Annotated in this window: 22 protein-coding genes and 1 tRNA gene; 17 read left to right on the forward strand and 6 right to left on the reverse strand. The window is 64.4% G+C overall.

The genetic code is table 11. The annotated features are described in order from the left end of the window. Window positions 1-34 precede the first annotated feature (34 nt). A complete protein-coding gene (ilvD, locus tag AC1DYS_RS12095) occupies window positions 35-1,717 on the reverse strand; it encodes a dihydroxy-acid dehydratase (protein WP_477899284.1) in 1,683 nt (560 codons plus the stop codon). Between the two features lie 145 nt (window positions 1,718-1,862). On the opposite strand from ilvD, the gene AC1DYS_RS12100 reads away from it, so the two are divergent. The 6 genes from AC1DYS_RS12100 (at window position 1,863) to AC1DYS_RS12125 (ending at window position 7,049) form a co-directional block, all read left to right on the forward strand. Further along, window positions 1,863-3,002: a beta-ketoacyl-ACP synthase III gene (locus tag AC1DYS_RS12100; RefSeq protein ID WP_477899286.1), complete on the forward strand. Its 1,140-nt coding sequence runs from the start codon at window positions 1,863-1,865 to the stop codon at window positions 3,000-3,002. 9 nt (window positions 3,003-3,011) lie between these two features. Next, entirely contained in the window at window positions 3,012-3,953 is a 942-nt protein-coding gene (locus AC1DYS_RS12105; RefSeq protein WP_477899288.1) for a LysR family transcriptional regulator, read from the forward strand. A 48-nt stretch (window positions 3,954-4,001) separates the two neighbouring features. Further along, the gene (gene lgt, locus AC1DYS_RS12110) at window positions 4,002-4,826 is read left to right on the forward strand and encodes a prolipoprotein diacylglyceryl transferase (protein WP_477899290.1); all 825 of its coding nucleotides are present in this window, start codon (window positions 4,002-4,004) and stop codon (window positions 4,824-4,826) included. Continuing rightward, window positions 4,823-5,527 (forward strand): DNA polymerase III subunit epsilon, encoded by a 705-nt coding sequence (gene dnaQ, locus AC1DYS_RS12115; protein WP_477899292.1) that lies wholly within the window; start codon window positions 4,823-4,825, stop codon window positions 5,525-5,527. The genes lgt and dnaQ overlap by 4 nt, the downstream gene beginning before the upstream one ends. A 23-nt stretch (window positions 5,528-5,550) precedes the next feature. Continuing rightward, window positions 5,551-5,625, forward strand: a tRNA-Val gene (locus AC1DYS_RS12120). Between the two features lie 194 nt (window positions 5,626-5,819). After that, complete coding sequence (locus tag AC1DYS_RS12125) at window positions 5,820-7,049, forward strand: MFS transporter (RefSeq protein ID WP_477899294.1); 1,230 nt, start codon at window positions 5,820-5,822, stop codon at window positions 7,047-7,049. Here AC1DYS_RS12125 and AC1DYS_RS12130 read toward each other — a convergent pair. Next, window positions 7,046-7,489: a hypothetical protein gene (locus AC1DYS_RS12130; protein WP_477899296.1), complete on the reverse strand. Its 444-nt coding sequence runs from the start codon at window positions 7,487-7,489 to the stop codon at window positions 7,046-7,048. The genes AC1DYS_RS12125 and AC1DYS_RS12130 overlap by 4 nt on opposite strands. Window positions 7,490-7,750: 261 nt before the next feature. Further along, window positions 7,751-8,338: a TetR/AcrR family transcriptional regulator gene (locus tag AC1DYS_RS12135; RefSeq protein WP_477899298.1), complete on the reverse strand. Its 588-nt coding sequence runs from the start codon at window positions 8,336-8,338 to the stop codon at window positions 7,751-7,753. Window positions 8,339-8,535: 197 nt separating this feature from the next. Between AC1DYS_RS12135 and AC1DYS_RS12140 the strand changes: the two genes are divergently transcribed. From AC1DYS_RS12140 to AC1DYS_RS12155, 4 genes are all read left to right on the forward strand, one after another. Next, on the forward strand, window positions 8,536-9,225 hold the full coding sequence (locus AC1DYS_RS12140) for a glutathione S-transferase family protein (RefSeq protein WP_477899300.1): 690 nt from the start codon (window positions 8,536-8,538) through the stop codon (window positions 9,223-9,225). A gap of 1 nt (window position 9,226) precedes the next feature. Then, complete coding sequence (locus AC1DYS_RS12145) at window positions 9,227-9,574, forward strand: ArsR/SmtB family transcription factor (protein ID WP_477899634.1); 348 nt, start codon at window positions 9,227-9,229, stop codon at window positions 9,572-9,574. Continuing rightward, window positions 9,571-10,029, forward strand: coding sequence for an SRPBCC family protein (locus AC1DYS_RS12150; protein ID WP_477899302.1), 459 nt, complete (start codon window positions 9,571-9,573; stop codon window positions 10,027-10,029). Before AC1DYS_RS12145 ends, AC1DYS_RS12150 begins: the two co-directional genes overlap by 4 nt. 70 nt (window positions 10,030-10,099) lie before the next feature. Next, complete coding sequence (locus tag AC1DYS_RS12155; RefSeq protein ID WP_477899304.1) at window positions 10,100-10,336, forward strand: hypothetical protein; 237 nt, start codon at window positions 10,100-10,102, stop codon at window positions 10,334-10,336. An 8-nt stretch (window positions 10,337-10,344) separates the two neighbouring features. On the opposite strand, the gene AC1DYS_RS12160 is transcribed toward AC1DYS_RS12155, so the two are convergent. After that, window positions 10,345-11,556, reverse strand: a complete 1,212-nt coding sequence (locus AC1DYS_RS12160) for an MFS transporter (protein WP_477899306.1) — start codon at window positions 11,554-11,556, stop codon at window positions 10,345-10,347. 117 nt (window positions 11,557-11,673) lie between these two features. Between AC1DYS_RS12160 and AC1DYS_RS12165 the strand changes: the two genes are divergently transcribed. From AC1DYS_RS12165 to AC1DYS_RS12175, 3 genes are all read left to right on the forward strand, one after another. Then, window positions 11,674-12,282: a TetR/AcrR family transcriptional regulator gene (locus tag AC1DYS_RS12165; RefSeq protein WP_477899308.1), complete on the forward strand. Its 609-nt coding sequence runs from the start codon at window positions 11,674-11,676 to the stop codon at window positions 12,280-12,282. A gap of 264 nt (window positions 12,283-12,546) precedes the next feature. Continuing rightward, a complete protein-coding gene (locus tag AC1DYS_RS12170) occupies window positions 12,547-12,972 on the forward strand; it encodes a hypothetical protein (protein ID WP_477899309.1) in 426 nt (141 codons plus the stop codon). Window positions 12,973-13,280: 308 nt separating this feature from the next. Continuing rightward, window positions 13,281-15,059: a DUF2382 domain-containing protein gene (locus tag AC1DYS_RS12175; protein WP_477899311.1), complete on the forward strand. Its 1,779-nt coding sequence runs from the start codon at window positions 13,281-13,283 to the stop codon at window positions 15,057-15,059. A gap of 101 nt (window positions 15,060-15,160) precedes the next feature. Here the strand turns inward: AC1DYS_RS12175 and AC1DYS_RS12180 are convergent, their stop codons facing one another. Further along, the gene (locus AC1DYS_RS12180; protein WP_477899313.1) at window positions 15,161-16,132 is read right to left on the reverse strand and encodes a Bug family tripartite tricarboxylate transporter substrate binding protein; all 972 of its coding nucleotides are present in this window, start codon (window positions 16,130-16,132) and stop codon (window positions 15,161-15,163) included. 12 nt (window positions 16,133-16,144) lie between these two features. Beyond that, entirely contained in the window at window positions 16,145-17,254 is a 1,110-nt protein-coding gene (locus AC1DYS_RS12185) for a porin (RefSeq protein WP_477899315.1), read from the reverse strand. Window positions 17,255-17,347: 93 nt separating this feature from the next. Between AC1DYS_RS12185 and AC1DYS_RS12190 the strand changes: the two genes are divergently transcribed. From AC1DYS_RS12190 to AC1DYS_RS12205, 4 genes are all read left to right on the forward strand, one after another. Continuing rightward, window positions 17,348-18,688: a class-II fumarase/aspartase family protein gene (locus tag AC1DYS_RS12190; protein ID WP_477899317.1), complete on the forward strand. Its 1,341-nt coding sequence runs from the start codon at window positions 17,348-17,350 to the stop codon at window positions 18,686-18,688. Between the two features lie 88 nt (window positions 18,689-18,776). Then, window positions 18,777-19,934 (forward strand): GntR family transcriptional regulator, encoded by a 1,158-nt coding sequence (locus tag AC1DYS_RS12195; protein WP_477899636.1) that lies wholly within the window; start codon window positions 18,777-18,779, stop codon window positions 19,932-19,934. A gap of 148 nt (window positions 19,935-20,082) precedes the next feature. After that, window positions 20,083-21,438 (forward strand): DUF1996 domain-containing protein, encoded by a 1,356-nt coding sequence (locus AC1DYS_RS12200; RefSeq protein WP_477899319.1) that lies wholly within the window; start codon window positions 20,083-20,085, stop codon window positions 21,436-21,438. A 56-nt stretch (window positions 21,439-21,494) separates the two neighbouring features. Further along, a complete protein-coding gene (locus AC1DYS_RS12205; protein ID WP_477899321.1) occupies window positions 21,495-24,302 on the forward strand; it encodes a hypothetical protein in 2,808 nt (935 codons plus the stop codon).

Here is a 24,302-nt window from a genome sequence, read left to right on the forward strand (position 1 = left end):
GGCCGCTTTTTTCATGCGCGACTACAAAGCCGCGTCATTCGAACTTGTCGAGCACCGCCCCCGAACTGGCACTGGCGGCATTGCGCATGAACTTCGCCAGCACGCCGCGTGTGTAGCGCGGCGCCGGCGCCTTCCAGCCTGCGCGGCGTTTCGCCAACTCGTCATCGCTGACGTTGAGTTGCAGCGTCAGCGTGTGCGCATCGATGGTGATGGAGTCGCCTTCTTGCACCAGTGCGATGTTGCCGCCGGCATAGGCTTCCGGTGCGACGTGCCCGACCACCATGCCCCAGGTTCCACCGGAGAAGCGGCCGTCGGTGATGAGGCCCACCGATTCACCCAGGCCCTGGCCGATCAGTGCTCCGGTGGGCGCGAGCATCTCCGGCATGCCGGGGCCGCCCTTCGGGCCGAGGTAACGCAGCACCATCACGTCGCCGGCAACGATCTTGCGCGCCATGATGGCCGCGAGCGCCGATTGCTCGTCGTCGAACACACGCGCTGGGCCGGTGATGACGGGGTTCTTCAGGCCAGTGATCTTGGCCACGCAGCCTTCGGGCGACAGGTTGCCCTTGAGGATGGCGAGGTGCCCTTCGGCATACATCGGCTTATCGATCGGGCGGATGACGTCCTGGTCAGCACGCGGCGCATCAGGGATGTCGGCCAGGTTCTGGGCCACGGTCTTGCCGGTGATGGTCATGCAGTCGCCATGCAGCAAGCCGGCTTTCAGCAGCACCTTCATCACCTGGGGAATGCCACCGGCCTGGTGGAGGTCGACTGCGAGGTACTTGCCCGAAGGTTTCAGGTCGCACAGCACGGGAACGCGCTTGCGCACGCGTTCGAAGTCTTCGATCGTCCATTCCACTTCGGCCGCGTGAGCGATGGCCAGGAAGTGGAGCACCGCGTTGGTCGAGCCGCCTGTGGCCATGATCACCGCCACCGCGTTCTCGATCGATTTGCGCGTGACGATGTCGCGCGGCTTCAAGTCGTTCTTCACCGCTTCGACCAGCACACGTGCTGCCTCGGTGGCCGCCTTCGAAATCTCGTCGTGCGGGTTGGCCATGGTGCTCGAGTAGGGCAGGCTCATGCCCAGCGCCTCGAACGACGAGCTCATCGTGTTGGCGGTGTACATGCCGCCGCACGAACCGCTGCCCGGGATGGCGCGGCGCTCGATCTGGCAGAAGTCTTCTTCGCTCATGTTGCCGGCGCTGAACTGGCCGACCGCCTCGAATACGCTGACGATGTTGAGATCCTGCCCCTTGTACTTGCCGGGCAGGATGGTGCCTCCGTACACGTAGATCGCCGGCACGTTGGCGCGCAGCATGCCCATCATGCCTCCGGGCATGTTCTTGTCGCAGCCGCCGACTACCAACACGCCGTCCATCCACTGGCCGCCGACGCAGGTCTCGATGCAGTCGGAGATCACCTCACGTGACACCAGGCTGTACTTCATGCCTTCGGTGCCCATGGCCATGCCGTCGCTGATCGTCGGCGTGCCGAAGATCTGCGCGTTGCCGCCGGCGGCTTCGATGCCGGCCACGGCCGCATCCGCAAGTTTCTGGAGACCCGAGTTGCAGGGCGTGATGGTCGAGTGCCCGTTGGCCACGCCGATCATCGGCTTTTTGAAGTCGCCTTCTTCGTAGCCCAAGGCGTAGTACATCGAGCGATTCGGCGCACGTGCCACGCCTTCGGTGATGTTCTTGGAACGGCGGTTGATGCTCATGGCGGTTTCCTGGCTGGTTGGCGGGGGGTAGGCGACAGTATCCTGTCGTCATACCTCGGCGTCCAATATATACAAGACGCTCGATTGATATGCTTGCCGAATGTCGGCGCTTCAGCCGGCCCCGTTCACCGCAAATCCTCCGTCCATGCGAACCGACAGCGTCTACATCACCGGAATCTCGAAATACCTTCCCAACCAGGCCGTTCCAAACGAGGCCATGGAGGACTACCTCGGCGTTATCAACGGCAAGTCATCGCGGACCAAGGCCATCGTCCTGCGCAACAACGGCATCTCGAACCGCCATTACGCGCTCGAAAAGGGCGGGGCGCCGACACACACCAATGCCCAGCTGGCCGCTGCTGCCGTCGAGGCGCTGTTCGACGCGCGGTTCAAACCGAGTGACCTGCAACTGCTGGCCTGCGGCACGGCATCGCCCGACCAACTCGTGCCCTCGCATGCGGCGATGGTGCACGGCCTGCTCGGCGGCGCGCCGATCGAGATCGCCTCGTTCGCCGGCTCGTGTTGCGCCAGCATCCAGGCGATGAAGCTCGGTCACATGTCTGTTCTCTCGGGCAACACGAGCAATGCCATCTGCGTCGGCTCAGAAATGCTGTCGCACTGGATGCTGTCCAAGTACTTCCAGAAAGAGATGGACCGCGAACAGCTCATCAACGCCAGCCCGATGCTGTCGTTCGACAAGGAGTTTCTGCGCTGGATGCTGTCGGACGGCGCTGCTGCCATTCGGCTCGAGGACAAGGCCGCCGGCGACTTGCCGCTCAAGATCGAGTGGATCGACACGCGTTCCTACGCGAACGAGAACAAGACCTGCATGTACGTCGGTGCCGAGAAAGACAAGCAAGGCGACCTCCACGGCTGGAGCACCTACGAGCCCGATGACTGGCTCGGCAAGTCAATCTTCTCGGTGAAGCAGGACACCCGCCTGCTAGGCGACCGCGTCGTCAAGCACGGAATCCAGTTCGCCAAAGACGTGGTGCGTGCGCGAGAGCTCGACATGGACAGCGTCGACTACTTTTTGCCGCACCTCTCGTCCGAACTGTTCCGCCGGCCGATCTATGAAGGCATGCGCGATGCCGGCATGCACCTGCCGATGGAAAAATGGTTCACCAACCTGGCGACCGTCGGCAACGTGGCCACGGCCTCGTTCATTCTGATGCTCGAAGAGCTGGCGCGAACCAAGCCGCTCAAGTCGGGCCAGCGCATCCTTGTCTTCGTGCCCGAGAGTGCCCGCTTCTCCTACGGCGTGGCGCTGCTTACCGTGTGCTGAGCCGCTGACATGAGCGATACCACGCTGATCGAGCTTCGCGTGTGGCGGCAGTTCCTGGTGCTGGCCGAGACGCTGCACTTCGGCCGCGCCGCGCAGAAACTGCACATCACGCAACCGCCCCTCACGCTGGCCATCCAGCAACTGGAATCGCGGCTCGAGGTGATGCTTTTCGAGCGAACCCGGCGCCAGGTGGCACTCACGCCGGCCGGCCAGGCCTTGGTCGAGCCGGTGCGGCAACTGCTGCAGCAGGCGGCGTCGCTGGGAAGCATTGCGCAGGCCGCAGGGCACGGCGCGGTCGGCCGGCTGAGGCTGGGCTTCGTGTCGACCGTGGGCTTCGGGCCGTTGCCGGGCTGGCTGCGCGGGTTTCGCGACGCCGAGCCGGGGGTCGACGTCGTGTTGCGGGAAGCGACCACCGACGTCCAGCTGCGAGCCTTCGAACAAGGCGAGGCCGACGCCGGTTTCGTGCTGCACGCGCCGAACATGGCGCCCGATGGCGGCGCGCAAGCGCTGTCGCGCTTGTCAGTGGGCATCGAGCCGATGGTGCTGGCAGTCCCGGAGGCGTCCCCCCTCAACAACGCGCGCCGGCTGACGCTTGCGCAGATATTGGCGCAGCCCCTGATCATCTTCCCGCGCGGCATTGCGCCGTCGCTCTACGACGCTGTGCTGGCCTTCTATCACCGCCACAGTGCCTCGCTGGTCATCGCGCAAGAGGCCATCCAGATGCAGACCATCGTCAATCTGGTTTCGGCCGGGCTTGGCTTGGCCTGGGTGCCGCAGTCCGTGACGCAGCTGCAGCGGCCGGGGGTGGTCTACCGGCGCCTGCCCACTGCGCTGCTCGGCAACGCACCGCGTGCCGAGACCAGCCTGGTGTGGCCTGCGAACGCGGGCCCGGTGGTAGCGCGCTTCGTGGCTTACGTCGAAAGCACATTGACCGAGCTGCCAGAAGGCTGATCGCGTGCGGTATCGTTCGCGCTGCTTTCATTTCGCCTGCCCTTGCCCATGCTCGTTCACCCTCAGTTCAACCCCGTGGCGCTCCAGATCGGGCCGCTCGCCATCCATTGGTACGGCCTGACCTACCTGGTGGCCTTCGGGCTCTTCTTGTGGCTGGCCTCGATTCGGGTGAAGAAGCCATGGTTTGCCGGGTCCGGCTGGACTCGCCGCGATGTGGAAGACCTGCTGTTCTACGGCGTGCTCGGCGTGGTGCTGGGCGGCCGCCTCGGCTTCGTCCTGTTCTACAACTTCGATCATTACCTGAAGAACCCGCTGGAGATCTTCGCGGTCTGGAAGGGCGGCATGTCTTTCCATGGCGGCTTGCTCGGCGTGGGTGCCGCCATGGCGATCTTTGCCATGTCTCGCAAGCGCTCGGTGCTGCAGACGTTCGACCTGATCGCACCGTGCGTACCGACCGGCCTAGCCTCGGGGCGTATCGGCAACTTCATCAACGGTGAACTCTACGGCCGCTTGGCGGACCCGAGCCTGCCATGGGCCATGGTGTTCCCGCAGTCTGGCAGCGACCAGCCGCGCCACCCCTCGCAGCTCTACCAGTTCGGGCTCGAAGGCATGCTGCTTTTCGTGTTGCTGTGGCTGTATGCGCGCAAGCAGCGCTCGCCAGGGCAGGTGACGGGTGCGTTCGTCTTCGGCTATGGCGTGTGCCGGTTTGTCGTCGAGTACTTCCGCCAACCCGACAAGGGTCTGGAGCACCTGGCGCTGGGCTTGAGCATGGGCCAGTGGCTGTGCATCCCGATGATCGTGGGGGGCGCCGCCTTGTGGGCATGGGCCGCGGCACGAGGTCGCAAGCCGGCCGCAAACGGGGTGGCGGCATGAGGCAGATCTTCTTCGACACCGAAACCACCGGCCTGAGCCCGGAGTCGGGTGACCGCATCGTCGAAATCGGCTTCGTGGAGATGGTCAACCGCCGGCTCACCGGCAACAACAAACACTACTACCTGAACCCCGAGCGCTCCAGCCACGAAGACGCGCTGAAAGTACACGGGCTGACCGACGAGTTCCTGGCCGACAAGCCGGTCTTCGCGCGGGTGGCAGACGAGCTTCTTGAGTACATCAGCGGCGCCGAGGTCATCGCGCACAACGCGAACTTCGACGTCGGCTTCTTCAACGAAGAACTCCGCCGCGTGGGGCGACCCAAGTTCCACGGCTTCGTGGAAAAGGTCACCGACACGCTGGTGATGGCGCGTGAGATGTTCCCGGGCAAGTCGAACTCGCTGGACGCGTTGTGCAAGCGCCTTGAAGTCGATAACTCCAACCGCACGCTGCACGGCGCTCTGCTGGATGCCGGTCTCCTGGCCGAGGTCTACATCCGCCTGACCCGAGGGCAGGACTCGCTGGTCATCGATGCGAACGAGACCTCGCATGGCGATGTGATCGATGTTCCCATCGATTTCAGCCAATTCGACTTGCCGGTGATCGCCGCCAACGATGCCGAGGTCGCCGCCCACGAACTGGTGCTGGCCGAACTCGACAAGGCATCGGGCGGCAAGACGGCATGGCGCGCGCATATGGCATAATCCGCGGCTTCCTGAATGGAATCGGGCGGTTAGCTCAGGGGTAGAGCACGACATTCACACTGTCGGGGTCGGGGGTTCGAAACCCTCACCGCCCACCAGCAATATCAAGCAGTTTCGGCACCTTCGGGTGCCGTTTTGCTTTGTGGTGCCAAACACGGTGACCGGGGATCACAACCGATGCCGCTGGTGATCGCCGCGCACTTGGTACCCCGGTGTTTCCCCCATGAGACCGCGTGTCGATCCGGACCCTTCCCGATCGTCGTACAGGTATTCACCGCACCGGGGATATCGCATGACCGCCACCACCTCTTCCGTTCTCGCCGTCGACCGCAACTGGCCGTTGGTGGCCGCTGGAGCCTTGATGAGTTGCGTGGCCATCGGCGTCGTGTTCTCGCTGGCTGTGTTCCTCGACCCGATGGGTGCGGACACCGGTTGGTCGAGGGCAGGCATCTCGGCGGCGATGACGCTGGCCTTTCTCGCGATGGGATTGGCCGGCTTCGGTTGGGGCACGCTCAGCGACAGCATCGGCCCACGTCGCGTGGTACTCGCCGGGATCCTGCTGCTGGGGCTGGCAAGCATCCTCGCCAGCCGCGCGAGCAGCCTGCTCGCATTCCAGGTCACCTTCGGCGTCCTCATCGGCGTGGCAGCCGGTGCTTTCTTCGCGCCCATCATTGCGGCCACGAGCGTCTCGTTCGACAAGCGCCGCGGGCTCGCCATTGCACTCGTGTCCGCGGGCATGGGCGTCGCGCCGATGACGATTGCGCCCTTGGCGGGCTGGCTGGTGACACTGGTCGGCTGGCGCCAGACGATGCTGGGCATTGGCGTGGGTACCTGGGTGCTGTTGCTGCCTTTTGTGTACTTCATCCGCACGGTGCCGGTGACGGCGGCGGCGGTCGGCATGCCTGTCGGCGACACCACGTCGATGAGCGCGAAGGACGCGCTGCGGTCACGCGCTTTCATCGTGCTGGGTGGCGCCTTCTTCGCGTGCTGCGCGGCACACTCCGGCCCGATCTTCCACACCGTGAGCTACGCGATCGGCTGCGGCCTGCCGATGGTGGCGGCCGTCACGATCTACAGCATGGAGGGTGCGGCCGGTCTGGGCGGACGCCTGCTGTTCGGCGTGCTGAGCGACAAGTACGGCCCGAAGCCGGTATTGGTAGCCGGCCTGCTTATGCAGGCGTTCGCGGCGGCGTCTTACCTCGCCGTGAATCAGCTGACGGGCTTCTACGCCGTCGCCGTCGTGTTCGGCGCGGCATACGGCGGCACCATGCCGCTCTATGCAGCGCTGGCACGCGAGGCCTTCAACCCGCGCATCCTCGGTACGGTGCTCGGCGCGGCGACGATGGTTTCGAGCTTGGGCATGGCGCTCGGTCCGTTCATTGGCGGCTGGCTCTATGACCGCTTCGGCAGCTACACATGGCTGTACATCGGGTCGCTGATGGCCGGGCTGGCAGCGGCAGCCATCGCGATGATGTTCCCCCGGGTCGCCAAGGAGACGCCGCAGCAGCTCAAGATGGCTTAACCGGTCGATCGCGCGCGGAGCGCCCTGGCCTGCAGGGCAAAGCCGATGATGAATATCACAAGCCACGACAGCAGCAACCGGCCCACGACCGGGTCTTGCGGCCCGCTGGCGAACGGCTGTCCCGCTGGCAGCCTGGTGACCGTTTCGGCGATGCCCGGCACGAGCAACAGAAAGAAGCTGAAGGACAGTCCGAAGGCACTCAAGTACGGGCGGGTCCACCCCAAAAACTGCATGCGAGAAACAAGGGGAGCCGAGAACGCGGCGATGAGGGCCAGGATACCGAGCACGTGGCCCGGATTGAGGCCGCCTGTGCTGGACAAGCCGAAGGACGTGATGACCGACAGCGCGAGACCCGCAAGGTAGATGCGGCCGGACCGCGTTTCCGTCTCGATGCCGCGGAACCTGAAGAAGCTGTAGAGCGCTGCGCCGAGAGGCAGCAAGCTGATGACGGTGTGAATGATGCCGAGAGAAGAGAGGGGTCGAGTCATGGTGTTGGTTGGAGGGAAAGGACAGGTGGACAGGCCCGCTCGGTGGCGTTGGTTGACACGCTGCCATGGATCGGGCCGGCGAGGGTGGGTTGAAAGAATCGGTGAGTCGGCGTTGTTGACCCGTGCACCAAACACTCTTTGCTATCTACTAGTAGGTAGATTGGACGAGTAAATGAAACAACGAGCCGACGTTGCGGCGAGCACGTGCCTCCTTTATGCGGGTTGAGTCAGCCTGAGGATCGCCGGCTGCACGATCGCCTGGAACACCTTCGGATCATCCAGCGCGCGTGCGGTAAGCATGGCGCCATGCACGACCGCCATGAAGGATCGCGCCTCGACGGCTGGACCCTTGACCAGGTGAAACTGGCCGAGTGCCGCCCCTTTTTTGAGGACCGAGGTGAGCCAGGCAAGCAGGTCCTGGAAATGGCCTCGAACTTCCAGCGCCACTTCTTCCGGAATGGTCGGCATTTCCGTCGCAAGCATTGCGCAGATGCAGAACGGCGCGTTGCCACTCCGAATGCACTCTGCCCAGTAGTTCGCATAGGCGCTCAGCGCCGCCATGGGGTCAGCGAGCTTGGCTTCCAGCGCCGCGAGGCCCGTCCGCGCCTCTTCGCGATAGAGGGAAACGACCGTCTTGACCAGCGCCGACTTGCTGGGGAAGTGGTGATGAATGCTGGCCTTGGTGATGCTCACCTTCTCGGCGATGTCGGCGTAGCTGAAACTGTTATAGCCGCCATCGACCAGCATCGATCTCGCGTGAGCGACGATTTCGAGGGCCTTGGGAGAGAGTTCTGCATTCATCGTCTTGATCAAGCGGGATTTGTGCTGTGCGGAGAAGTCAATCTACTAGTAGGTTGGTTACCTGTCAACCCACAGGACACCGATTCTTTCGACCTCGAGGGCGCCCGCTTACAGGCAAACAGGGCCAACAAAGCAGTTCTTGATTCGGCCAGATATCCACCGTATAGTTTCCGCATGTGGAAACTATGCGCAATGTCATGACTGCTCTCACGCTGTACTACCACCCCCTCTCGTCCTACTGCCACAAGGTGCTGATCGCGATCGATGTCTTGGGCATCGACCTCGACAAGCGTCTGCTCAATCTGGGAGACCCCGCTGAGCGGGCGGCGTACCTGGCGTTGTGGCCCACGGGCAAGATGCCGCTGTTGGTGGACCAGGGCCGGCCCGTCCCCGAGACGAGCATCATCATCGAGTACCTGCAACGTCACCACGCAGGCCCCGGCCGCACGCTCGTCCCGCATGACCCCGGCGCCGCGCTCGACGTGCGTTTGTGGGACCGCCTCTTCGACTTCTACGTGATGACACCGATGCAGGCGTTCACCGCCGATCTTCTTCGGCCAGAGACTGATCGCGACGCGCTCAACGTGGCTCGCGCGAGGGAAAGCCTGTTGTCTGCCTACGCATTGATCGACCGCCACCTTGAAGGGCGAACCTGGATGTGCGGCGATGCGTTCAGCATGGCCGACTGCGCCGCCGCGCCGGCCCTTTTCTATGCCGTGACCTACGTGCCGCTGTCACTGCAGCAGGGGAACCTCGCCGCTTACTTCGAGCGATTGATGGACCATCCGTCGGTGGCGCTGACCATTGATCAGGCCCGACCGTACTTCAAGTACTACCCCGGGCGTGGAGGTCTGTCTCAACGCTTCTTCGATTCGGCCAATGCCTGAGATGCGCACGATCGCCGACCCCGCGCGCCTCGACCGCATGTTCTTTGCGCTGGCCGACGTGAACCGCCGCGGCATGCTCGATCGCCTGAGCCGCGGGCCGGCCTCGGTGTCCGAGTTGGCCGGGCCGCTGGGCATTGCGCTGCCGTCGGCAGTCAAGCACCTGGCCGTTCTGGAGCAGGGCGGCTTCGTCGCCTCTGAGAAAGTGGGCCGTGTGCGCACCTACCAGGTCGAGCCCAAGGCGCTCGATGCGATGGAGGCCTGGGTCGCAAAGCGCAAGACACAGCTCCACGCACAGTTCGACCGGCTCGACGCCTATCTGGCCGAGCAGAAAGACAAGGCCGCACGATGAAGCACACGCCGAGCACGCAAACCGACTTCGTCATCGAACGCCAGTTCGACGCCACACCCGAAGCGGTGTTTCAAGCTTGGGCCGATCCGCAGGCCAAGCAGCGATGGTCAGACTGCCATCCCGAGCACACCACCGAATACGGTCTGGACTTTCGGCCGTTCGGGCATGAGACGCACCAGGTCGTCTACCCCGACGGCCGCGTTCAGCAAATCGAGAAGGTCTTCTTCGACATCGTGGCCGCGCAGCGAATCGTCTTCGCCTACGACATCCGGCTCGATGCACGCCGGCTGTCGGTGTCGCTCGTGACGGTCGAGTTCTTCGCCAGCCGGCGCGGCACGCGCATGGTCTACACCGAGCAGCTCACCTATCTGGATGGGCATGAAGACCGCGCTCAGCGCCTGCGCGGAACGGAAGAGGGCCTGGACCGGCTCGGGCTGGAGTTCTCAGGCCGCTAGAAACGGTATTTGGCGATACTTTGCGTCGAGGCCAAATGTCAGGCCCCGTGCTCAAAGGAAGGAGCTGTCGATGAATCACCTGCGTCAAGTGCTCGCCCAAATGCGCTCCGGCCACTGGAACGAGGCACACAACCTTGTGCAGAGCGACGACTCAGAGTTGGCCGCTTGGCTGCACGGCATCTTGCACATTCAAGAGGGCGATCTCGAGGACGCCGAGTACTGGTACGGGAAGGCCGGCCGGAACTTCCGTGCTCGCGGTACGCTGGATGAAGAGCTGAGCCGGTTCGAGGCGGAGTTGCCGGACTAGGGCCGCAGTCACGAAAGTGCAGGGAGCCTGTCGCCACCAGGCTGCGAAACCGTGAGGCTTCGCTGCCCAAGAAGTGCGGTCACGATGGCAACGCCGCCAGCCGCGATCGATACCCAAAATCCCTGGCCTGGGCCGAAGGTGTCGATGACCCAGCCAGACGCGAACGAGCCGACGGCCATGCCGATGCCGATGCCGGTCATCACCCAGGTGATGCCTTCGGTGAGCTTGGCGGCAGGGACCAGGCGTTCCACCAACCCGAAAGCCGTGATGAAGGTGGGCGAGATCGCCGCACCGCTGACGAACAGCGCGAATGCAAGCATCGGGATGTTGCCCACGAAGAGCAGCGGCACCGTCGTTGCGGCTGCGATGGCGATTGCCGTTGCGAACTGGCGCGAGAGCTTCGTTCTGAGCTTCAAGGCGCCGAACAACAAGCCGACGAAGAGAGAGCCGACGGCATAGCCGCCCAACACCAGGCTGGCGGCAGCCGCGTTGCCGAATTCAGCGGTGAGGGCTATGACAGTCACCTCCGCCGTACCAAAGATCGCGCCGATGGCAACCAGCGCAAAGGTGATGATCTGGACGGGGCGCAGTCGAATGGCATGCGCGCCGCCGCTCCGGGCCATGGGCTGCACCTTCGGTTCGGAGCTCTTCTGCAAGATGAAGGCGGCCGAACCGACAGCGAGGAACAGCGTCGAGGCGAGCGGGCCGGCCTCCGGGAACAAGGAGACGCTGAGGCCAACGGCCAGGGTCGACCCCGCGATGTAGACGAGTTCGTCTGCAACCGACTCGAAGGCAAAGGCGGTGTTGAGCTTGGGGGTGTCTCGGTAGAGCTCGGTCCAGCGTGCCCGGACCATGGCAGGCATGCTGGGCATCGCGGCGGCAACAAGCGCGAAGGCGAACAGCGCCCAGTTCGGCCAGCCGAAACGCGTTGCCACCAAAAGACCCGTGAAGCCCGCCAGCGAAAGCGCCGTCGCCGGCGTCAGGATGCGGGCTTGGCCGAGCCGGTCCACCAGACGCGAGATCTGCGGCGAGACGAGTGCGTTGGTCAAGGCGAAGGTGGCGGAGACCGCGCCTGCGAGCCAGTACTCGCCGTGGGTCTGGGACAGCATGGCGACGATGCCGATCGTCGCCATGGCGATGGGCAGGCGAGCGATGAAGCCGGCCGCGGCGAAACCCTTGGCGCCGGGCACCTTGAATATCTCACTGTAGGGGTTGGACATCTGAAACTCCTTGCTTTCGAGGCGATGACGACATATATACGAGCCGTATGTGAATCGTAGTAACATACGGAACGTATGTCAAATTAGATACACCGCGTATGTCAAGGAGAAGAACGGATGGCGCACAGACCGCGCAACGAGATGATTGCGGAAACGCGAGCGAAGCTGATTCAGGCGGCGCGCCAGGCGTTCGGCTCGGTCGGATACGCGGGTGCCTCGATGGACGACTTCACGTCTGCTGCTGGCCTGACACGGGGCGCCCTCTATCACCACTTCGGTGACAAGAAGGGCCTGCTGCAAGCCGTCATCGCCGAGATCGACGCCGAGATGTCGCAGCGCATGCATGCGATCTCTGCGAAGGCGAAGGACCCCTGGCGCGGCTTCGTCGACGAGAACATCGCCTACATCGAGATGGCGCTGGAGCCGGAGATTCAGCGCATCGTCATGCGCGACGGTCCCGCAGTACTGGGTGATCCGTCGACCTGGCCTTCGCAGGGCGAATGCAACCGCTCGATGACTGAAAGCCTCAGAAGGCTGAAAAGCGAAGGCTTCATCATCGACGTCGACCCAGAAGGTGCTGCCCGCCTGCTCAGCGGAGCCGCGTTGCATGCGGCCCAGTGGATCGCCCACTCTGACAATCCGGCCGCCACGTCCAAGCGCGCGGTGAAGGCCTTCAAGGCCTTGCTGGACGGGCTTCTGGTGGACGCCAAAGCAACGGCGCGCTGAGCGGAGGGCGTTGCGGCCGTCTGGTGGCCCCGGCGTGGCATGCGACCGCCGGAATTTGTCAGAAGTTGCCTGACCCGCTTACCAGCCGACACCGTATGGCGGTCCCGGTTGTCCATACCTACAGTGCCAGGCAGGTTCCGTGACCTTTTTTGTGAGGACCGCTTCTTGCAACCCGACTGCGAAGGCCGGGCGGCAGAGTCGTTCGCAACAGGCGGAACCAATCCTGGAAGGACGATTGTGGCGAGGTGGGTGGTTGTGATGTGTATGGCGTTGCTGCTGCCCGTTGCAGGCGTTCAGGCCGCTGAGGCGACGCCGGCGAAGCCGCTGCCTGCCAAGGCCGCCAAGCGAAAAGCCAAGCCGGCCAAGACGCCACCGGCGCCGAAAGAGGCCAGCCCCAAGCCGCTTCACCTGGGACTCAATGCGCTGACCCCCAAGCAACGCCCCTCCCAGTGGCATCTCGAGAACGTGCCCGCTCCAGCCCTGGACGCAAGGGGCAACCCGACGGGCGCGCGAGCACTGGCGATGGTGGGCCCTCTCAACGGCGAACAACGCATCGAGTTTGGCGTTGCACCCCTGGTTCCTTCCAGGCTCGCGTCGTCACTGGCCACCGGCACCGAAGGCGTGGCGACCGCCCCCGCAAAGCGGACGTTGGTGCCAGCGGCACAGGTGTACATGCGATACAGCTGGTAGCGGTCGGCGCGGCGCGAGCGCCGTGACAGCCGATGCGCTGGCCGTCACGTCGGCTGCAAAGTCGTCGGCACTGAGCAGCTACGGAGTAACCCCAGCCGACCTCCATCTCTTCATCCACCTCTTCGTGAAGGCCACGCGTGCCGTTCAGGGGCAGGGTGGAAGGAGTTGCTGCAATCGTCGCTGCGACTACCAACAAGCACGTTCGTCCTGCAGGTGATCGGACAGCCGATGCCCGGCCGAAAGCCCTGCCAAAGAACTGCATCGCGCGGAACGGGCCTTGCCCAATCTGCTGCAGACCGGCAGTACCCATGGCAACCCAATCCTCGATCGACTCAGCGGCCTCAGAGCTGACAGCAGGCGATGCACGCGTGATCCCTGTCGTCTCCGAAGCGCTGCACGTCGATCGTGAGTCAGAGCGCACTGGCGCCCTTCGGGTACGTGTCGAGACCACGGACCGTGTGCACACGCTGATCGGCGAAGCGACATCGCGAAGCGTTGCCGTCAGCCGCGTTCGTCGGGGCGTTCCCGTCGACGCCATGCGTGATGTCTGGCGCGACGGAGACACCCTCGTGGTACCGGTTTATGAAGAGCAGCTTGTGCTGCGCCGCCAGCTCGTGCTGACGGAAGAGATCCACCTGCACATGCACCAAGCGACCCGGCCGCTGGCGGGCGACGTCCAGCTTCGCGAGCAGCGCGCCGTGGTCGAGCGCCAGGCGCCAGACGGCACGTGGCGCGTGGTCGATCCCTTCGACGACGATGCAAGCAGCGCCGTGACGGGCCGCTCATCGTCCCACCCAGGCGCGAGCTCCGGCTCGCATTTTCCAAGGCAGCCACAGGAGAATGTGATGAGACAAACAGTAGTAGGCGTATTCGATCGGTACGAGGCAGCGCGGCAAGCGGCCGCACGGCTTCAGGACAGCGGTTTCGGCCCCGACAGCGTTCACCTCACCGGCGCCGACGGAGATGAACTCGAGTCGGCGGCAACCGACACGGACGGCCGTCGCGAATCCGGCGGCATGCTCGAAGGCATCCGCAACTTCTTCGCTGGCATCTTCGGGTCAGACGATGAGAGGGACTCTGACGAGCACTTGAGCACCTATGCCGAGGCAGTGAAGCGAGGCGGCACCATCGTGCGCGTTGATGTGGAGGACGAGCCCAAGGTCGACTTGGCACGTGAGGCCCTTCAGGCGGCCGGCGCTGTGAACATCGAAGAACGGGTTGCCGAGTGGCGCCAGGCCGGTTGGGTCCCCGAGACGGGGTCGTCGTCGCGGCCCAGCGTGTCGCCAGTCAGCGATGGTGGCAGCGTCGGTTCGGAAGATGACGTGTCATCTTCTGCGTCTGCCTCGGAATCGGTTGCGCGCAGCGAGACCGCCTCGAACGCGGTGTCTGGAACGACCCGTTCGGTTGCATCGGAATCCGTACGCGGCTCGGCCAGTGACGAGGTGATCCCGGTGGTGCGGGAAGACGTGGAGGTCGGCAAGCGCGTGGTGGACATGGGCGGCGTTCGCGTCTACTCGCGCACGGTGGAGCGGCCCGTGAACGAGTCGATCGAGCTGCGCGAAGAGCATGCCCGTGTCGAGCGCCGCCCGGTCGATCGCCCGGTGACCGAGGCCGACATGGCGTCGCTGCAAGACCGCACCATCGAAGTCCAGGAGACGGCCGAAAGGCCGGTGGTGCAGAAGACCGCACGCGTGGTGGAAGAGGTGGTCGTCGGCAAGGACGCGTCCACCCGCTCCCAGGACATCCAGGAAACGGTGCGCGAAACCGAGGTCAAGGTGGAGCCCTTCGAGCGCGGTGAAGGCGCCGCTGCCACAGGCACTTCAGTGCGACGCCCGTTCGAGGAGTTCGACAGCGACTTCCGCTCTGACTACCAGACCCGCTACGCATCGGCAGGTGGTCAGTACGCTGACTATGAGCCGGCCTATCGCTACGGCCATTCGCTCGCGGCAGACGACCGCTACTCGGGTCGCGACTGGGACGCCATCGAAAGCGGCGCGCGCAGCGATTGGGAGCAGCGCTACCCCGGCAGCGCGTGGGAGCGCTTCAAGGACGCAGTGCGCCGCGGTTGGGAGCGCGCCAGCAGTTGATCGTCCGGATCAGGCAACGACGAGGCCGCACACATCGGGGCGGGGTGCCCAGATGCGGGCTGACTCGTTGCCTCCACACTGAGCCGGTTCCAAGTGGACGTTCAGTCCATGGTGATCTTCGCAGCACGAACGATGTCGCGGTACAGGTCCGCCTGGGGCTTGATGAAGGCCTTCATCTCTTGCCCTTTCATCGGGGCAACGGTGACGCCAGCGTCGGCGAGCTTCACGCGCGCCTCAGGCGACCCGAGCGCTTCCAGCAGTGCTTTTTCGTAGGCGGAGACGATCGCCGGCGGCGTCCCGGCTTTCAGGAACAGGCCCTGCCACAGCGGCAAGGCCGTGCCTTGGAAACCCTCTTCTTCGCCGATGCGTTTGACGTTCGGCAACTGAGGCGACCGCACCGCGTCAGAGACCGACAGCGCCTTGATGGAGCCGTCCTTCAAGAACGGCATGGCAGTCGAGAGCACCAGCACGGCGGCGTCGATCTGGTGCCCCACCAGGTCTGTCGCGATCTGCGCGCCGCCACGGTAGGGCACGTGCACCATCTGCAGGTTGGCCCGCTTGTTGATCAGCGAGCCGTAGAGGTGCTGCATCGTCCCGATGCCGGGAACCGCGTAGGCGAAGTTGTCTTTGCCGCTTTTTTTCAGCGCTTTGACCATGTCGGAAAGCGTGGCGTACGGCGAGTCCGATGGGACCACGAAGATCATCGGAACGGTGGTCGTGCGACCGATCGGCACGAGGTCTTTCTCCCAATCGAGTTTTGCCTTGGGATTGATCATCGGTACCAGAACCGAGTCGGTGCCGCCCATGTAAATCACGCTCCCGTCGCTTGGCCCGGACATGACCTTCTGCGCTGCCAGCATGCCGCTGGCACCGGCAACGTTCTCGATGACCACTTGCCGGCCGAGCCGTTTCGACAACTCCTCACCCACGACGCGCGCCACGAAATCGGCGCTGCCTCCTGCGGAATAACCGACGACGAGCGAGACGGGTTTGTCGGACTGGGCCGACGCAGAGACGGTCACGAGCAGGCCGGCCAGCAGGCCCGCCACCGTGTCGAACAATCTGGACTTCATGGCTGCTCCTGCTCAAAAGGTGTGCTTGATGCCCAGGTCGAACGCCGTGGTGCGCGTGAACTGGTCTTGTTTGGCGGAGCCCAGGTTGGCGTAGAGCAGCGTGCGCTTGCTCAAATCGTATTGAGCGCCTGCGCCGACCATCTTCGAGTCGCGATGGTTGGCGGGGCGCAGGCTGCCATACGAAACGAAAGCGCGGCCCACGCTGAACGGTACCAACGCCGAGACGGTGAACGAGGTGGCATCGCCGTTCAGTCCACCTTCGGCGCGGCTGTAGCTGGCCTTGGGGTACACCACACCGAAGTCGTAGCCGGCAGCCACGAGCGCGAGGTTCGTCGCCGAATCGAGCCGGTCAAAGCCGAACCCGAGCCACAGCGCGCCTTGTTTGAACTGGGCGTTGCCCGACGTGGCGCGCTTGCGCGTTCCTTCGCCCAATGCGGTGGCCAGTTCTGCGCTGAAGCCGCCCCAGGCCGGCGTCTTGTAGCCCACGGTGTTCGCCCAGCGAATGTTCGACGCCTCGACCGTCGTGGCGACAGGCGTGTAGTTCGCGTAGGTGTAGGCCGAACCGGTCTGGCTCACGTAGCTCCAGTACGTCGGGTCGGCGTTCAGCGCGACCGCATACGCCGCGGAGTACTCGCGCCCGGCGTAAACCTCGCCCAGGGTCTGGCTTCCGACGGCGACGACCGAGCGGCCGAGCCAGAAGACGTTGGCATTGCTCGAGGCACCGGTGTCCACCGCGAAACGATGCTCGATCTGGAAGCGGGAGTAGGCGCCGTCACCCAGGTCTTCCTGACCGCGAAACCCGAGCCGCGATGTGTTGCCGGCCTTCACGGTCCAGACATCCGGTGATGCGCCTCGGCCGGGAAGCATGGCCCCAGGTGTGGTGCCGCCGTTCGCTTTGACGACTCCCTGATCGATGATTCCGTAGATGCCCACTGAGGACTGAGCCCCCGCGGACTCGACAGCGGCCGCTGCGACGAAGGTTGCCAGTGCAGCGCGGCTCGCTGCACTGAAGACGCCAGTTCGGAATGAACGTCGTGTATCCAAGTCGGTCTCCAAATGTTTTGCTGTCTCTGACTGCAATCGAGCAGGTAGGTACATTATGTATTGAATTAAAATACACATTGTTTAATGAAAAACCCTGAGCAGAGAAGTCAATGCGATATGTATCGTCCCGAAAGTTGACGCGACCGAAATGGAAGACTTATGACCACCAGCATGTTTGACTCCTTCATCACCGGCCATTGGTTCAGTACAGACGCGAAACGCGTATGGAGTGACGTGGCGACCTTGCAAGCCTGGCTGGACGTCGAAGCGGCCTTGGCCAGCGCGCAGGCGGACCTGGGGCTCATCCCGCGAGAAGCTGCCGTTCGGATTGCAGAGAAAGCGCAGGCCCGCTTCTTCGACACTGGCAAGTTGGCGGAAGAGATTGCTCACGCGCAGCATCCGCTCGTCCCCGTGCTTCATCAGCTTGAGGCGCTGTGCGGCGAGCCGGCTGCAGGATTTCTCCACTGGGGAGCGACGACCCAGAACATCTTCGACACGGCCAACTCGCTGCAGATGCGGGAGACGCACAGGCTGGTGGTCAAGCAGCTCGACGCTGCCATCTCTGCGCTGTGCGAACTGGCGTTGGCGCACCGATCGACCGTCATGCCCGGTCGCACCCACGGCCAGCACGCTTTGCCGATGACACTGGGCTTCAAGCTCGCAGGCTGGATCGATGAACTCGACCGGGATCGCACGCGGATCCGTGACAGGCTGGCCGCTTCCTTCACCGCCAGCATGGGCGGCGCCATCGGCACCTTTGCGGCCGTGGGGAGCACGGGCCGCCAAGTCGAAGTGCGGATGGCCGAGCAGCTGGGGCTCTTGCCGGCCGGGCTGCCAATGCGTTCGTCGTTCGACCGCGTGAATGACTATGTCTCCGCGCTGGCGATGCTTGCCGCCACAGCCCAAAAGATTGCACAGGACGTGGTGTTCATGCAGCGCACCGAGATTGGCGAGGTTGCAGAGGCGTTTCACTTCGGCAAGGTCGGCAGTTCGACGATGGCTCAGAAGCGCAACCCTTCCACCGCGCTTCAGCTGGTGAGCCTGTGCCGCATGCTGCGCGGGCGTGCGCCCATGGCGCTTGAAGCCATGGTGCGCATGGACGAAGGCGATTCTTCGGCGACCAACGTGAGCGACACCTTGCTGCCAGAGATCGCCGTGCTCGCTGCTTCGATCACGGAGACGCTCGCCAAGTTGGCTCGTGGCCTGATGGTTCACCCGGAGCGCATGCAGTGCAACCTCGAGTTGACGCAGGGCCTGATTGCTTCAGAGGCCGCCATGATGAGCCTCACCCGATACATGGGTCGGCATCAAGCGCATCGCTTGCTTTACGAGGCAGCTCAGCGTTCCCAGTCAGAGGGCGTGTCGTTTGCTCAGGCGATCAAGGAGCATGCGCAGTGGGCTTCAGAAGAATTCCCGGAGGATGTGCTGAGTGCGCTTGACGCCGCGTCGTATGTTGGCGAGTCAGCAGCCTTGACGACCCTCACGGTCGAACGTGTCAGCAGCAGAAGTTAGCGTTTCGTCGCCCGGGTCAGAGGCGCCTCTGCAGTGCATCGCCAGCGGGCTAACGCGCACGCCGGCGAATGTGTTGTATTGTATGAGTATGCATGCTGCAGCTTCTGATCTTGAGCACTTCCTCGAGTCCCTCGCCCGAGAGGCGCGACCCGGAGACCGCCTTCCGCCCATCCGCGATCTGATGCGTCAGTTCGGCATCTCGCAGATGGTGGTGCAGCGGGCGCTGCGCAGCTTGAAAGAGCGTGGCTTGATCGCGGCAGAGGTTGGGCGGGGAACTTACTTTCGGGGCGAAGGTGGTCCGGCGGCCACCCTCCTGAACGCCTCGTCGAAGAAGGTGCGGTCCGTCCTGTTGCTCCGACGCTCCATCAGCATTGCGCGGGGCCGCGCGCTCATGGATGGTTTGCAATGCCGCTTCACGGCCGAAGGGCAGCGCGTTCTCGAGGTCTCATACACCGACCCTGATCACGCACGCACGGTGTTGAAGGGCTTGCCGCGCTTCGACGCGGTGGTGGTTCAGTCGTCCTTCAAGACCATCACCATCGACCTGCTGGCTTCGCTCAGAGACAAATGCGATGTGATCGCGGTGGACGGTGTCGCGCTTGCTGGGGCAGACGTCGAAACGGTTGGCCTGGAATGGGGCGAACCTCTGGCTGCCGCTGTGGCCATGCTGCGCGAGGGCGGGCATAGCCGCATTGGCTTTGCGACGACCGATCACCCCTTTCTTGCGAATCAACTCGGCTTACGCAGGTTTCGTCATCTTCAAGACGCGTTTCCGAACGTCGGCATCGAGGCAATCACCGTCTCCCGACTCCCGGGCGACGGCTACGAAGAAGAATTGGTGAGCAAGATCAAGGCTCTTCTGGCCTCTCCTGAACAGGCGCCGATCACGGCGCTGGTGGCGTGGGGCATCGAAGACGGTGCGAAGTTCCGTCGCCTCATGTCAGATGCCGGCATCGACGTGCCCTCGCGGCTCAGTGTGGTGCTGTTGGGGCGTACCGATCTCGCCAATGAGCACGCAGAGTTCTTTGCCACCGTGGGTTGCAGGGTCGCTGAACAGATCGAGTCGCTGCACCAGGTCATCGTCGCCCGATGGGCCAACCCATCGTTGCCGTATGAGGTCAGGCTGATTCCCGTGGCCACGCGAACTGGCGAGTCGGTGGCCGCGCCGCACCAGCCGTCTGGCTCTGAGGGTAGGGCGCCCTCCAGGCGAGCAGGCGGCAAAGGGAAGGTCACCGCTCCGGCGTGACTTGAGCCGCTCAACGCGAGATCAACGGCCCCCTCATCTGGGGGCCGTTTGCATTGGCGGCGTGGATTCCTTGGCAGGGACAAGGGCTGTACCACTTCGCAATTTCTCGCGGGCTGATAGCCTGTTCACTACAAAGGAATCCTCGCCTATGAAGTACCGCTCCGCCATCGCTTTTGTCACCACTGTGCTGCCGGTTTTGGCGGTTGCGCAAACGCCGCCGTCCGCCCAGCCACCGACGAAGTGGAAGCAGATCGCGACCGAGGGCCAGCGCTTCACCGTCGAGGGTACGCAGCGTGTGAGGTTTGGTGTGGCATGGGCCGATGTGTGGGTCACCGAATCGACGAGCGGGGGCGGAACCTGTACCGTGCAATTCTTCAGCGCCGACCCGCGGCCCGGCAGTGCCAAGACCTGTGAAGTCGAGTTTGGCGATGCCGCATCTGCAGCCGCTGGCACCGAGGCGCCGGCTGCTGCAGATGCGGCGGCTTCGAAGGCAAACGTATCCACACCCACAGTGGCCACACGTACTTTGCCGCCGCCGGTGGCGGGAGCCATCGGCCAGGTGAAGATCAACCTCAACCTCATTCCCAAGCCGATGCAGAACCCGCCTGGCGGCTGGACCAAGGACATGCTGATCCCGACCACCGAGGTCGCGCCACCGTCCGACATCGGCGCCTTCCGCACCGGTTGCCAGATGGCCAAGATGTCATTCGACGACCCGATCGTCTTCCCTGGGCAGCCGGGCCGCAGCCACTTGCACACCTTCTTCGGCAACACCGGCATCGACGCGAACTCCACGGCGAAGAGCATCGCCACCAGCGGCAACAGCACCTGTCGCGGCGGCACGATCAATCGCAGTGCGTACTGGGTGCCGACGATGATCGACACGCGCACCGGTGCGCCGCTGGCGCCGATGTTCGAGTCCAACTTCTATTACAAGACCGGCTACTCGGTCGCGCCCGGCATGATCCAACCCATGCCCGAAGGCCTGCGCATGATCGCCGGCGATGCCTCGGGCAAGCCCGAGACGCCGAGCGTCGGCGTGAGCTACGCCTGCGTATGGAACGGCGGCAACAGCGACTGGCAGAAGAGCATCCCGACCGACTGCCCGGCGCGCGGTGATTCGTGGCTCATCATGGGTGTCGACTTCCCTCAGTGCTGGGATGGCGTGAACCTCGACTCACCCGATCACAAGAGCCACATGTCGAACCCTGTGGACGTGCGGCGCAACAACTCGGGCCGATGCCCGTCGAGCCACCCGGTCGCCATCCCGCAGATCGCGTACCAGATCCTCTACCAGGTGAAGGTGAGCGGCGAGACGCGCTACTGGCGCTTGTCGTCCGACGACTACGACCTCAGCAAGCCGGCCGGCTACTCCGGCCACGGCGACTGGTTCAACGGCTGGAAGTCCGAGATCGTCGAGGTCTGGGTCAAGAACTGCGACCAGGCCCAGAAGGACTGCCATTCGCACCTGCTCGGCGATGGGCGCGCGACAGTGATTCCCTGACGTTGCGTGCGGTACCCTTGCGGCCGGCCTGAGTGGGCCGATCGCATGGAGAAGCTATGTCGTTGATTCGGACCCTGGCCCTGGCGGCTTGCTGCTGGTTTGCCGGCACCGCCCAAGCCCAGAGCATCGAGCCTGCCCCCGATTGGCAGAGTGCCGACAGCGCGCACTTCCGCGTCAACTACCGGTCGGCATGGCGCTCCCAAGCCGAGCGCGTGGCGCAGGCGGCCGAGCGGGCCTACCCGAAGGTGACGCAGGCGTTGGGCTGGGAGCCGCGCGGGCGCACCGAGATTCTGTTGATCGATCAGTTCGACTTGCCCAACGGCTTCTCGACACCGCTGCCCTACAGCATCATCGGTGTGTTCCTGGCGCCGCCCGACGAGGGCGAACTGCTCGACAACAGCGACTGGCTCGACCTGCTGCTGACGCACGAATTCACCCACACCGTGCAGCTCGACAAGGTGCGCGGCGTGCCGGGCGTGTTGCAGACCATCTTCGGCCGCCAGCCGTTCTTCTTCCCCAATGTGTTCCAGCCCAGCTGGGCGATCGAGGGGCTCGCCGTCTACAACGAGAGCGACTCCGCCACCGGCCGCGGTCGCCTGCGCGGGCCGGCATTCGAAGCGTGGTTGCGTGCAGAGGCCAAGAGCGGCTTCCTCTCGCTGCGCGAGATCAATGCCGATGGCCGCGCCTTGCCTACGTCCAAGGCCTATCTGTACGGTTCGTACTTCTTCGAGTTCCTGGCCCGCACATACGGGCCAGATGCGATCTACAAGACCGTCGACCGCTACAGCGGCAACCCGCCGTTCTGGCCACGCCTGCACACCAGCCCGCGCGAAGCCACCGGCAAGACCATGGACGTGCTCTGGGATGAGTTCCTCGTCGACTTGAAGCAGCAGGTGCAGGAGCGCGAGCAGGGCCTGACCCGCACGCCCGAAGCCGCTGGCGACAAGATCATTGGCCCGTTGTTCGGCATCGGTTCGGTGGCTGCACTGCCCACCGGCGGCACGCTCGCCGTGATCGACGACGGCCTGCACCACGCCAAGCTTATGAAGTTTTCGGCCGACGGCCAGCAGACCACCCTCACCGACGTGAACAGCGCGGCCGAGCTGGATGTTTCAACTGACGGCAAGGTGCTCATCGCGCAACCCGACGTCTGCAACTGGCGCTTCCTCGCCTTCGACATCTACCGCATGGATGCCAGCGGCTCGCTCAAGCAGCTGACGCATTGCGCTCGCCTACGCCATGCCGTGCAGGCTGGCGACTCGATCGTCGCGCTGCAGCAAGGTGAGGGCATGACGCGGCTGGTGCAGCTCGATGTGCAAGGTCAGCAGCCACGTGTGCTGTGGGCGCCGCCTGCGGAGGTCACCCTGGTCGACCTGGCTGCCTCGCCAGATGGCAAGCAGGTCAGCGTGGTCAGCAAGCGCCGCGGCGACTGGCGTGTCGAAGCCTTTGATCTCAGCCAGCCGGCGGCACCGCCGCGCCTGCTGTTCACCAGTGACGCGCCCGTGCACGGTTTGCAGCACGGCGCTGCCGGCCTCGAGTTCATCGCCGTGCGCGACGGTGTCTTCAATGTCTGGCGCCTGCAAAATGGCACCTTGGTGAAGCTTAGCCACACCTACACGCGCGTGCTCGCCCACAGCGGTACGCAGGCCGACGGCTCGCTGGTGATGGCCGTCGTGGCGCCGGGCGGCTACGAGCTGCGCCGCATGGCCACGACGACCGCGCTGCAGTCCACTGCCGCAGTCACCGCCGCACCCGCCAGCGTGCCCGCACCGAGCATGACCGCGCCGCTCGGCGAACCGCGCTCGTACCAGCCCTTGCGCTCGATGTACCCGCGCACCTGGTGGCCGGTGGCCACGTCAGACCGCGGACTGACGGCGTTCGGCGCCAGCACCTTCGGCTCCGACGTGCTGGGCTGGCATCAGTACGCGGCCTCGGTGCAGTACGAGACTTCTCAGCACGAGGCGCTGGGCAGCTTCCAGTACCTGTACCAGAACCAGCACCTCTTCACCTTTCAGCGAGACCTCACTGCACGGGCCTGGACGGGTGACAGCGGCGACGAAGACATCAAGAGCTACGACCGCAACACCAGCGCGCAATGGCTGAGCGTGTTCCCCTGGCTTCGGCTCGACCGGCGCATCACCTTCGGTGTGGGCGCCGCGCTCGACAAGTCAGAGCGTGTCCACCCCGAGTTCACCAGCGGTTCGCCGCCGCGAGACGAGCGCCTGGTCGCCGCCTTGATCGACTACGACACGAGCGGCGGCAACTGGTGGTCCGAAGGCAGCAACCGCGGCCAGCACGCGACGCTGCTCTACGAAAGCTACAAGCCGTTCGCACGCAGCGGCCGCAACGACTACGACGGCAGCGTGCTGCGCCTCGACTGGCGCGCCTACCTGCCGCTCGGCCGCACCGTGCTCGCCCTGCGGCACACCGAGGCCTATGCGCGCGGCTTCACCGAGCGCTACCAGCTCGGCGGTGCCGTCGACTCCCAACTGCAACTTGGCCCGACGCTCGATGACCGCGACATCACGCTGCGCGGCTACCGTGGCGATGAGGCCGCGCTGCGAGGTGCCAGTGCGCGCGTCACCACCATCGAATGGCGCACGCCGATCGCTGACGTCGACCAGCACTTCATGGTGCCCGCGGTGGGTGTGAACAGGGTATCGGCCGCCGCGTTCTTCGACATCGGCGGCGCCTGGGACGAAGGGCGCCGCCCGGTGCGTTACCAGCGTGGCGTGGGGGTCGAGCTGTTGAGCGAGCTCAAGGTCATGTACGCGCTGGGCCTGCAAGTGCGCCTGGGCGTGGCTCGCGGGCTCGACGAGCCCAAGGGAACGCGCGGCTACCTGGCCGTGGGCCGCGCCTTCTGA

Source organism: Rhizobacter sp. P2_G4, from assembly GCF_056403575.1.